This window comes from Nocardiopsis alkaliphila YIM 80379, assembly GCF_000341005.1.
Taxonomy (GTDB): domain Bacteria; phylum Actinomycetota; class Actinomycetes; order Streptosporangiales; family Streptosporangiaceae; genus Nocardiopsis; species Nocardiopsis alkaliphila.
On sequence record NZ_ANBD01000089.1, the window covers coordinates 10,804 to 22,752 of the forward strand.

5 protein-coding genes are annotated in these 11,949 nt (G+C 67.2%); all 5 read right to left on the reverse strand.

Features of this window, described 5'->3' with window-relative positions:
• Positions 1–2,976 carry a BREX-2 system phosphatase PglZ gene (gene pglZ, locus D472_RS0113355; protein WP_017604989.1) on the reverse strand — a complete coding sequence of 992 codons (2,976 nt, stop codon included), beginning with the start codon at positions 2,974–2,976 and terminating at the stop codon, positions 1–3.
• Positions 2,973–6,809, reverse strand: a complete 3,837-nt coding sequence (locus tag D472_RS0113360) for a DUF6079 family protein (RefSeq protein ID WP_017604990.1) — start codon at positions 6,807–6,809, stop codon at positions 2,973–2,975. The genes pglZ and D472_RS0113360 overlap by 4 nt, the downstream gene beginning before the upstream one ends.
• Before the next feature lie 224 nt (positions 6,810–7,033).
• Positions 7,034–10,759, reverse strand: coding sequence for a BREX-2 system adenine-specific DNA-methyltransferase PglX (gene pglX / locus D472_RS0113365; protein WP_239642968.1), 3,726 nt, complete (start codon positions 10,757–10,759; stop codon positions 7,034–7,036).
• A 163-nt stretch (positions 10,760–10,922) separates the two neighbouring features.
• On the reverse strand, positions 10,923–11,270 hold the full coding sequence (locus tag D472_RS27625) for a hypothetical protein (RefSeq protein WP_083903470.1): 348 nt from the start codon (positions 11,268–11,270) through the stop codon (positions 10,923–10,925).
• Between the two features lie 92 nt (positions 11,271–11,362).
• Positions 11,363–11,947 carry an ATP-binding protein gene (locus tag D472_RS0113370; protein ID WP_017604992.1) on the reverse strand — a complete coding sequence of 195 codons (585 nt, stop codon included), beginning with the start codon at positions 11,945–11,947 and terminating at the stop codon, positions 11,363–11,365.
• Positions 11,948–11,949: the final 2 nt, after the last annotated feature.

Genomic DNA, 11,949 nt, shown 5'->3' on the forward strand with positions numbered 1-11,949 from the left:
TCAGCTCCCTTCGGGAAACTGCTGCTGGAGCAGGGCGGTGTTGAGTTCGACGCTACGGTCGCCGTCGGTCAGGGTCAGGATCGGATAGGCCTCCACGTTGAGGACCTTTCCGACCATCTTGAGGAACCGCACGGCGCGCGGGTGGCTTTCGGGGCCGCCCGCGGCACGGGAGGCGGCGCTGACGGGTAGGCGCGGGTGGGTGCCGCCCACGTCGGCGAGCGCGTCGATGAGCGCGGCGAACTCCTCGGCTGCGGGTGCCCTGGGCACACGGGCCCGGCCTGCCTGGAAACCCGAGGTGGCGGTCACCTTGGCGCCCAGTGTGCGGGGGGCCAGGGCGTCGTCGCCGAACAGGGCGGGCGTCTGCTCGGGCGGGGACGTCTTCGCGCCCCTGCCTCGCTTCCTGCCGGTGCCCTTCTCCTTGAGGGGGTCCCAGAGGATCGTCATGGGCACGTCGTCGAAGCGGGTGTGGTGACCGCCCTTCGCCGCCGGGGTGTTCTCCAGCGGCTGCGACCACCAGACGGGTTCGACCTCCGCGGGGGCGAGGCGCTGCCATCCGCGTGGGGTGGAGTCGCGGGTGTTCCCTCCCCGGCCGCGGCGCGCGGTGTCCAGGACGGGCACGAACACCAGCACCGGGACGACCATCTCCGCGGCGGAGAAACCGCCGTGGTAGCCGTCCTTGCGGTCGGTGTAGCGGATGTCCTCCCGGTAGGGGACGACGAGGGTGCCGTCGCCGAGCAGGACCCGGTCCCCGGTCGCCAGGATCTCTCCCTCTCCCGGTTCACCGGTGCGGTAGCGGGCCGACTCCCCCGACCGGGTCTTGGTCGCCTCGCCCCGGTCCCACACGTGCCCGTGGTCGGAGGTGAGCAGGACGGGGCGGCCGGCCCGTGCGGCGGCGTCGAGCAGGGAGCCGAGCTTGCCGACCTGTTTGACCGTCCAGGTGGACTCGTCGCCCTCCCTGCCGCGGCCGAGCGCGTCGTCGATGGTGTTGAGCACGACGCCGACGACCGTTTCGGTGTCGTCGAGGTTCTCCTGGACGGCGGGAGGCAGGTGGAATCCGGCTCCCGTCTCCAGGTCGCGCTGGTGGTAGAGCACCGCCTTGCGGTGGCCGAAGGAGGCGGTGGCCCACAGGGCGGCGAATCCGGCGCGTTCGGCGTCCTGTTTGCCGACGGTGAGGGAGCCGGTGAGCAGGGAGGCCCTGGAACAGGTGGTGGTGGAGGGCACGGTGGCCAGGGCGCCCTCACGCGCACCGGACGAGCCGGTCCTCCCGGGCCGTCCGACCTCGACCAGCCTCCCGCCCGCCTGGATGTCCTCGGCGAGTTGGACGGCCACCTCCACGCTCATCCCGTCCAGGACCACGACGAGCGGTGCCTGGTCCTGCGCCAGGGGTCGGGCGACCTTGCCGAGGAGGTTCTCCACGCGCAGTTGGGTGTCGGTGGGCGCGTGTCCGCTGTTCCACCGGTTGACGGCGGTGGCGAACTCGGCGTCGACCGCCGCCCGCCAGGCGCGCACCCGTTCGTAGAGCAGGCCCAGCGCCTGGTCGAAGGCGGGAACGTCGCCGCGGTGGTGCCAGATGGCGGAGGCCGCGCGGTCGACCCACCCGGTCTGCTGGACGTGGGCCTGGATCCACTCGTGGGCGGTGGCGGGGGTGTCCGCGCCCAGCGGACGGTCCGCCGAGCTCAGCGCCAGACGGCGCAGCAGACGCACCGCGTTGGTGGCGGCCTGCGCCTGGTCCTGTTTGCGTCGGGTGGTGTGTCGGCGGTGGTCGCGCAGCCGCAGCAGCGACCCCTCCACCTCCCGCAGGTCCTGCGGTTGGGGCGGCCCCGCCGAACCGTCCTCGCCCAGGGCGAGGGTGATCTGTCGTCCCAGGTCGGCCAGGCGGGTGTGCAGGCCGGCGTCGAGCAGGTTGCTGCCCTGGGCGACGAGGGAGGCGTCGAGCTGGAAGAGGAGTTCCTCGGTGCGGCGGATGGTCTCGTCGGCCTGGTCGTCCTCGGAGCCGTCGATCAGCCGCATCAGGGACGCGGTGCAGGCGTTGCCGAAGTCCCGCAGCTCCTCGGCCTTTGGCGGGTTGGCCCCGAAGTAGCGTTCCTGGGCGCGGATGAGGGCGTACTGGGCTGCGCGGGCGGCCTCCTGCCCCGAGTCGGACCGTTCCTGCGTCGCGGCCTCGTGCAGTTCGGCCAGGGCCAGTCCGATGGGCACCGCGTCCAGGGCGTGGCCCCGGTCCAGGAGTTTGAACAGCACCCGGGGGACGGCGCCCAGGGTTCGTTCCACCTCCCGCCGCAGGTCGTCGCGTTCGTCCTCGTGCAGGTGGGTGAAGGCGGCCACGGAGGCCGGGTCACGGGTCCACTCCAGCAGGGCGGCGCTGTCGACCTGTTCGCCGGGGCTGCGGCCGAAGCGTACGGACACGGCGATGGACAGCGCCTGTTCGAGTTTGAGGACGCCGGTGCCCAGCTTGAGCTGGTGGGTGGCCCGGATACCGCGCAGGGTGTCGGCCAACCAGCTCAACCGGCCCGTGTACAGCCGGGGGTCGATGCGGGTGACCTTGAGTTCGGTGCGCAGCAGTTCCCAGTTGTTGAGCCGGACGACCTCCTCTCCGAGGAAGCGTCCCAGCAGGGTCTCACCGAGGTCGGCCGCGTCCAGCGGGGTGAGCACGACCACGTGGTCGACGTCCTGGTCGTCGCCGCTGAGGGCGTGCACCAGGGAGATCACGCTGTCGGCGCCCACCACGCGTACCGACCGCTGTTCGGTGCGGTTCTCACCTGTCTGAACGTGGACGGTCAGGCGTTCGGGCCCCTCCCAGTGGGGGTCCGCGGACAGGGCCAGGGCGGTGGCGGCGGAGCGGGGGTGTCCCTTCTCCACTCGGCGGGCCTCGGCGTCCAGGGCGCGTTCCAGGGCTCCCGCCACGGCTTCGGCGTTCACCCTGCCCAGGGCGGGCGGGGTCGGCCGGGTGGCGGTGTCGTGGCCGGTGGTGCTGTTCACTCGGCCTCCCGGATGGTGATCTGGATCTTGGTGTCCTCGGAGATGCCGAGCGTGGCCCGCAGGTCGGCGACCACCGTGCTCGGGTCCGTGCCGGGGGTGAGCGTCACCCAGGGGTGTTCGGAGGTGGCCGGCGGGATCGGGCGGGGCGATGCGTCCTCCACGTTCACACCGGTGCCCTGCGGGGCCGAGTCGTCGACCGGCCGGGGCTGGGGTTGGGACGGCTGTGCCGCCGCCGCGGCCTCGCGGACGATCTGGTTGTTGAGCGCGCTGGCGGCACTGTTGGCCTTGCTGAGCTCCGTGGCCAGGCGCACGGCGTGCTCGTTGTGCCGGGCGGCCTCCCGCAGCTCGGTCAGAATCCGTTCGGCCGTACCGGAGTGCTCGCCACCCGACCGGGTGATGGTCTCCAGTGCTTCCAGCAGGTCCCACCGCGCGGCTGCCAGGGCCTGGGCGAGGTTGCCCGCCCCGGCCATACCGGTGCGGTAGATCCCGCCCTCCTCGGGCAGGTCGGCCTGCCCCAGCGCGTTCACGAGGGCGGTGTCGTCGGTCAGCCCGCTGAGTCGGCCGAGGAGTTCGTCGGCGGCGCGGGCGGTGCGCAGGCGCGGGGCCTCCTCGTCCAACCCGAGCAGCTTCGCGTGCTTGGTGAGTTCACGCACCAGGTGTTCGTTGCTCGCCTGGAACCGGTGGGCCTGTTCCTTGAGCTGTTCGGCCAGCCTTTGCACGGAACGGCTGTTGAGCAGCGGTTGGGAGGGGAGCGCGAAGATGCTCTGAGCGCGTTCGTTGGCCCGTGCGAAGTCCTCCTCGGAGGGCAGTTCCTGGCGGCGCAGCACGATCTCGTCGGAGAGCCGGCCGATCTCCGCACCGGTGTAGCGTTTGCCCGCCCGGATCCAGGCCCGGTCGCTCTGGACGGCGTAGACCATGACGAGCAGGTCCACGACGTCCTCGGGCAGTCCCCGGCCGTCCTCTCGGCCACGGATCCACTTCTTCAGGTCTCCGACCCGTACGTCGGTGCTGGTGGGCATGTTCGCCTTGACGAAGCGGTCGATGTCCAGCCGCCAGTCCTCACGCAGCACGAAGACCTCTCCCACCGTGGCGATCCGCAGGGGTTCGGCCACGCGTTTGAGGACCGGAAGGTCGCTCTTGGGCGCGTCCTCGTACCGGTTGAGCTTGTCGGCCTTGGCCTCCTCCACCGCCTTGAGCACGGTGTTCAGGTCGGGGCGCCGCACCGGCGTCTTCCTGGTGGGGCTGGTCAGGTCAGGGTGTTCGGGGTAGAGGTGGTCCAGGAGTTTGGTGGTGATGCGCTCCAGCGCGGCGGGGAACTGGCTGCCGGCCTCCAGGGGGATGCTCAGCCCTTGGGGCAGCGGTTCGATGTGGGGGTCGGCGGGGGCTCCGTAGTCGGTGCTGTCCCGGTCCACCTCCACCAGGCCGTAGGCGCCGCGCAGCAGGCCGGAGATCTGAGTACTCAGTTGGTTGCGCTGGTTGTCGAGTTGGGCTCGGGCCTCACGGCGGTCGTCGCTGCTCCAGTCGGGGGCCTTCTCCTCGATGACGTTCGGTTCGAGGAGGTAGTCCATCATCAGGATGCGCCGGGCGTCCTCCAGCTTGCCCGGTGACAGGAAGGTGGGCAGCCACACCAGGGTGGCGACCGCTTCGTTGAACTCCTCACGCAGTTCCTGGACCCGTCGGCGGTCTCCGGCGGGGTTGTGGTCGGCCTCGTCGAAGGGATAGTCGATGACCACCCGTACGGCGTTGGCGGCGGCCGGGCGGAACTCCTCCCGGACCAGGTCGTCGCTGGAGCGCACGTTACCGAAGGCCAGTTCCACGGTGCGTTGGGTTCCGCGCCAGACCACACTGGTGCGCTCGGCCCCGGTCTCCAGTCCCAGCTGCTCCCACAACAGGCGTTTGAACAGGCGGCGCAGGGCGTGGTCGTTGGCGGCGGAGTAGGCGCTGCGCATGAGGGACTCGGTGTCCACCCTCAACAGGTTGAGGGACAGGGTCGGGTTGTCGCTCTGCGCGCCGACCCGCACCTCACCGAACTGGGCCGCCATGTCCTGGAAGAACGTGGTGGCCGCCTTGACGTCCTGTCCGGGGCGCCGGGCCTTGACGATGCCCTGGTTGAGCGCCATGGCCCGGCCCACGGTGAGGTCCTTGAGCGCCGGCACGTGGGGGGTCAACGCGCTCAGCAGGAGGGTCTTGACCAAAAGGTCGTCGCGGCGGAAGGGCGAGCGCACGTCGAGCGCGGCCACGTCGGCCCCGGTGACCTCGTGCTTGCCCAGCAGCCAGGGGCGGACCTTGTTGTGGTAGAAGTTGCTGATCTTGGCGTACTCGGCGCTGAGGTGGTCCTTGAAGGGTTTGGCCTCACCCTCGATGAGCACGTCGAAGACGGCGCCGAGCGGCACCACCTGTCCGACGGGGAGGGTGGTGCGGTACTTGACCAGCAGTTCCAGCAGGAGCTTGATGGCGCTGCGCTGACGTTGCAGGGCGTAGGACATCTCCACCAGGACGTGCAGCACGGCGGGGCTGAACGGGTAGAGGCTGCGGAAGTCCTCCCAGGTGCTGGTGTCGGCTCCGCCTCCGCTGTCCAGAAGGGTGTCACGCACCTCGGCCCGGCTGCCGCGCATGCGCTCGAAGGCCGCGTCGATCTCGGCGGCGGCCTCGTCGTTGCGGGGTTTGATGAGGCGGTGGCGGGCGATCTCGGTGAGGTTGGCGTCGGCGAGCTTGATGTGCCCGAAGCGGCCGTCCCAGTAGCTGATGGTCTGGGAGATGCCCTCGGTGCCGCCGCCGAGTCCGACCAGTTCGCGCAGGTCGCGCTGGCGGGGCACGAAGCTGACGATGGGCGCGGGCCGGTGGCTGTGCGAGGACTCCACCAGCTTGGCGATCTTCTGCACCTCGCTGCTGATGCGGGCCTCTTTACCAATGAGGGCGGTGAAGCGCAGGATCAGCTCGTCCAGGAGCAGGACGACGGCGTCACAGCCCAGGTGCTCCTTGGCGTGGCGGCTGATGACAGACAGGCCCTCGTCGATGCTGACGTAGGCGCCGCTGGCATCCCCCACCGCGTCGACGTAACGTTTGAAGGGGCCGCCGAGCAGTGCGCTGACCAGCTCTTGGCGCAGGGCCCGTTCGGAGAGGTCCTTGGTCTCGGGGTGAACGGCGAAGGCCTCGTCGAGGGTCTGGCTGTTCCAGCTGGAGGGGCCAGCGAGTTTCCCCCAGACACCGTTGTCGAGCTCACCACCGGTTTGACCATCGCCGGAGTCCGTCCGGTTCGGCAGCAGGGCGATGAAGGCCTCGTCCCCCATCCGGGAGCGCTGCTCCTGGGCGTCGACCAGAAGGCCGTCGGCACGGTAAACCGCCGGGATGGGGGCGTTCGGGTACTCCCGCTGCACCTGGCGCACGTACCCGCCGAGGATGTTGGCCTCGATGGACACCTCCTCCTCCACCAGGTGGGCCTTGACCTCGATGAACTTCTTCCCCGAGAGCCAGTTGTCGTGCTTGGCGAGCAGATCGGCCAAGCCGGTCTTGGCACGAGCGTCGGGGTGGTGGTCCAAGATCGCAGAGAGCACCGCCAGGAAGTGACTCTTACCGGCACCGAAGGAACCGTGCAGGTAGGCGGCCTGGGACTTGTTGTCCACGATCGAGGAACGGATGGTCTCCAGGGCCTGGTCGAAACTCTCGGCCAGCTGGGGGGTGACCACGTACTCGGCCAGGGTCTGGGCCTGGCGGGTGGAGGTGCTCTCGGTGAGCTTGACGACCAGGTCGCCGTCGTGGACGGCGAGGGGGATGTCGATCAGGTCGCTGATCACTCGGCCGGTGCCGCTCGAACCAGAGGAAGGGGTGGTCATCTCCGGATGCGCCTTTCTGCGGTCTGCTCGGGTACGGCGACCGTGTGCACGACCGGTCCGGACACGGCGGGGCGCTGGAGCGGGCATCCGGCGGGGGCACACGGTTTTCGTCGGTGTAGCGGGGCTTCCAGCCTAAGCCTCAAAGGCGACAGCGGCACCAGGTACGCCCGGACCGGAGGGCGGTGGACACCGTCTCCGGCCCGGGTGTGCGAGGGCTGTGAGCCTCAGGCCTTCTTCTTGCGGCCCCGGGTGGACGCGGGGGGACGCCAGTCGGTCATCTCCGATTCGGTGATCCCGGTGGTGTCGCGCAGCTCGGCCAGGTCCTCCCGCAGGTGATCGGCCGGGGTGTCCCCGTAGTCATCGGCCCGGGTGTGCCACTGGGTCACCCACGGCAACAGTTCGAGCATCCCGGCCAGGAGCGGGGTCATCTTGTCGCGGGTGCCCTCGTCTTTGCCCCAACCGAGTTCGTCCATGCGCTCATGGGCCAAGGTGCCCAAAGCATCGGCCTGCTGGGCATGATCCCAACCCGCCCAACCGAGCAGGAGCGTGGAGTCGGCATCGGTCTCCGCGCCCGGGTAGGAGACGAAACGCTCCTTGGGAACATCGAGCTTGCCCCGATTGGACCAGTACTCACCGCGACGGAAATCGGCGGAGGTGTACTTGGGCGGCACCGGGATGTCCAGCCGGTGTTCCTTCTCCCCCTCGGCCAGGTCGGCGTTGAGGGCGTCCTCTTCACGCTGGAGGTCCCACACCTGCTCCCAGATGGTGCGCTTGCGCATCCCGGAGTCCTTGTAGCGCAGGGCCGCCAGGTAGGGCACGTGTTCGGTCTTGACGATCTCGGCGACGACCTCGCCGAAGTCCTTGGCCGAGTCGTAGAGCGCGGCCACCTCGGCGGCCTCGGGGAACAGGTCCCGCACCCGGTTGGCCAACACCCGAACCGAAAGGGGTCGCGCGCGCTCGTCCCCGTGGTCGTCGGTGACGAACCACAAACGCCGGTCCTCGCACTTGTCCAGCAGCCAGGACTTGAGCGCGGCCTGCTGCTTCTTCTCCCAGGGCTCGGACTGCCAGCGGCGCTTGTAGTCGGGGCGCTCCAGCAGGTTGATGTTCTTGTCGGACTCGATCAGTTCGATGCGCTTGGCGACGACCTTCTTGTAGGCGTCCGGCCAGTGGGAAGGGATCTCGGTGATGGGGGTGGAGCCGTGCCGGTTGAACCACTCAGTGGAGGCTTCACCGGCGGCCATCTTGCGTGCCAGCACGATCTCAAAGGCCCGCTCCCCCAGATTGATGGAGGGGACATCGGCGGTGTCGGGGAGGGTCAGCTCGGTGAGTTGGGCGTCGGAGATCAGCGCGTAGCGGTGGTAGACGTCCCAGTCGAGTTCCTCTTGGAGCGCGATCATCCGCCGGCGGGTGGCGACGTAGTCGTCATGGGCCTGGCGAAGGACCTCGGCCGTGGGGGTGGCTGACTCGGCCAGGGCAGCGGGTTCGAGCAAGGACAGCTTCTGGGCGAGGGAGTCGATTTCCTTCGAGCGGGCCAGCGGCAGCTTCGCAGGAAGCGGGAATTCCTTGAGCTTGGTACCGGTGAACTCATACCGGTGTTCCCAAAGCTCGTCAGAGATCCCCCCGCCAACACCACCATTACCCTTGGACTGACTCACCTGCTTGAGCCAGAAGCACGCCGCCGAGGAGTTCAAAACCCCCAACAACTCCAGGTGCTGGTCTTCCGTCGCATCCTTCGGCAGCTTGATCACCGGCGCCGACTGCTTGAAGACCTTCCCACCCCGGTCAAGCACAAAGTGGTTGTGGGTTGCCACGAACGCAAAAACAATAGAAAGTGGTGATTTCAATTTTTCCGGATAGACCTCCTGCCACTCATACCAAGACATTCCGCGATCCAGCATAGGAACCCCAAAGCGTTTCCTCTTAGAAATCGAAGAACGATATGGCCAAATCATCCTCCACGTACCTGGGATTCCCCTCAAAGGAGTCAGGGAAAAATCTTTTTCGTAAACCCAGACCGAGGCATATGAAGGAGAATGAGAGTAGTCACGGACAACATCACCAGTCACCAGTGGCTTTGTTTCATCCACCCGCAGGCGGACTTGGGATCCGCTTGTATCCAGGAGATAGAGATCATCTTCTCCGGTAACTGATGTGATACCTGCGGCAACCATCACAGTCTCCATGTGTCCCTTTGAGGCAATTTCAAGCGACTTCTTGAGGCCGCCAGCCCTCCCACCAGTCAAACTCCAAGGATGCAGACGAAGATCGCCGTGACCAAGATCGACAGAAGTCACCCATTCACTCTCACTACCAGGCTGGCCCACCTGATTAGCGATAGCACTCCACACCAACCCCTCCGAAGGGACCTTGGGCTGGGAAGGTTCGCCACGAATCCCAAGGATAGTCCGGATTTTACTCCCGTCCCGCCACATCCGATTACGACCAAAAAGGATCACCGTTGGCGTTCCGTGACCAGGAATGTAAGCACCCGAAGCATCGATGACATGGGTTAGGTCCACCTTGAAGTGGAAGTAGTCCTCAATCAGCTTCTTGCCGAACTCACGTTTCATGAAAGAGTTAGCGGTAATCTGACCGGTGTATCCAGCCCTCTGCTCAGACCCGGAGCCGAGCTTAGCCAAGTCAAAGAAGCGCTGCGCAAACGGGACAGAAAGCGCGTACTTCCCAGAGCAAACCTGCTTATAAGCCTCTCGGTAGTTCTGGTTTTCCTGCTTGTCCTTGACCGTAATGTAAGGCGGATTTCCTACGACTGCGTGGTAACTATTCATCCCCAAGAGATTATGCTCGAACACGTATTCATGGACGTCTTCGGTCGTGTAGTAGTGCACGCCTCCGCCGAAAAGGGTCCGCTGTTCACCCGGTGCGCCCCGACCATGAATCAGCGAGTCACCGGTCGCTACCACGATGGGCCATTCCGGGTTGCTCGCGCTCAGGGCGGTGATTCCACCTTCCTTCATCGCGGCGATGAGGAGCCGGAAACGTGCGATCGCCACCGCATAGGGGTTCTTGTCCACACCGTGCACACTGCGCAGACTGCGGTTGATCAGGTCCCAATCAGAGGCCCCCGGCTCGGCCTCGCGCCACTTGTTGAGCAGGCGGTGAAAGGCACCTAGCAGGAAGTGGCCTGACCCGCAGGTCGGGTCGATCAGGCGGAACCCCTTGCTGTCCTCTTGGTAGATCCGGTTGCCGTCGAGGCCGAACTCTTCGATCGCGGGTTCCAGGGTGTAGTCGAGGATGAACTCCTCGACGAACTCCGGTGTCTGGAGAAGCGCGTACTTCTTCCGGGTGGCCTCGGACAGGTCCTGGTACAGGTCACCGAGGAACCGGGTGTTCCACTCGGGGTCGGTGAAGTCGTGGACGAGGTGGCCGTCCTCCCCTACTTGACGCCAAAAATCGATGAGTTGCTTGGCGGCCGTGTGGGACGGAGTGATGGTCCACATCGGGTTGTGCTGCCTATCGAAGAGCCCCGCCATGACTGAGGAGACGCTCATCTGCTCGAAAGCATGCTCCAGCCACTCACGGTCGGTCAGCTCCGGAGCGCCCAGGTTCTCACGACGCCCTTGGAGAACCCACGCTTCCTTCAGCTCTTGGGCGATGCCGTACCGGTCGCGTTCGTCCTTGGGGCCAGCGATGAAAGGCTGTTCAAGGAGCCCGTTGTCCTCGCAGAAGCGCACGAACACTGTGGACAGCACCCACGCCACCGCGGCCTGAGTGATCTGGCCTTCCCGCCACTCCCCCTCGGCGATTCCCACCCGCTCCGCGTCCCGGGCCTTCTGATACTCGCGCTTGAGGTAGGCGTCGAAACTCTCAGGCTCCCCGTTGGGACCGACCCCCTTGATCGCGGTCGGGTCTTGACCACGTTCACGTAGATCGTCCTCCAACAGCTTGACCTGCTTCTGCAAGTCCTTGAGCAGCATCTCCTGATCGACCACAGGGGGCTCCAACCACACCGAGAGGTACAGGGGTACGCCCTCATTCTCTCGTCTAAAACCGTCTGCCGCGCCCAGTACCGCAACCTTGCTGTGGGTACGCGCCCTGTCGCTCACCGGCCACAAGGTGGTGGCCGTCCCGCCCAGACGGCCACCACCGTTTCCGTCAGCAGCGGGCCGCCACTCCGCTCAGGAGCCGTTCCAAGGTCCGGGCGTCAGGCACCTCAGCCAGGCCCGTCGAGGAAGCCACCCAGTACGAGCCGGTCCGCTCCCCGTACCAGACGATCAGGTGCCGGTTGCGGGCCTGGACGGCGGCTGCAAAGGCGTGTTCGTCGCGGTACTCGGCCTTGTGACCGCCCAGAATGGGCAGCTTCTCGGCGCGAATCCTGCGACAAGAAGGGTGTGCACAGCGAGGGCAGACCGGGCCGACCAGCGGGTTGCGCCGGGGCAGACCCGGACGGGGGCGGTACAGCGGGTCGCTGGCGGGTCGGGGGCCGGGGATAGGATGCGTCATCGATCCTGCTTTCTGAACATGTGAGAGTGTCTGGATTTCGGGATTGGAGGGCCCGGGAGGCGTTGGCGCGCTTTCCTGGGCCCGTTTCGCGTCTACGGCACGAGGTGGATGCTCTCGGGGTCGGCGTTCCAGCGGCTGCCGGTCAGGTCGTAGGCCAGGAAAAACCACACCTGCCGGTAGTCGGGGATGCCGTTGTCGCCCCAGGAAGTGGCCAGGGCGTCGACCAATGCCAGACCGCGCCCGGACTCGGCCGCCAGGTCGAGCCCGTTCGGGCCGGCGCTCAGATGTGAGCGCCGCCCAGGGGGCACGCTCGCTTCCTGCTTGGAACCCTGGTCACGGCAGGTCAGGCGCAGCCCGTCGCGGTGGCGCTGACAGGTGAGGGTGTAGACCCCGAAGGGTTCTCCGGATCGCGAGTGTTCCAGCGCGTTGTTGGCGAGCTCGGAGCCGAGCAGGGTGAACAGGTAGCGGTAGTCGCGGTCGCGTTCGGCGGCGCAGGTGTCCAGGAAGGCGCGCACCAACGGCATGTACTGGGCGGAGCCGCCGAAGTCATAGCGGCGGGTGCGGTAGGGGGCGCGGTCGGCCCGGCCGGTGAAGTAGTGGCGGACTCGGGGCGGGACCAGCTCACCAAGCGGGACGGTCACTTCGGGCAGGACTGCCAAGGGCGCGGTTGCGGGCATGA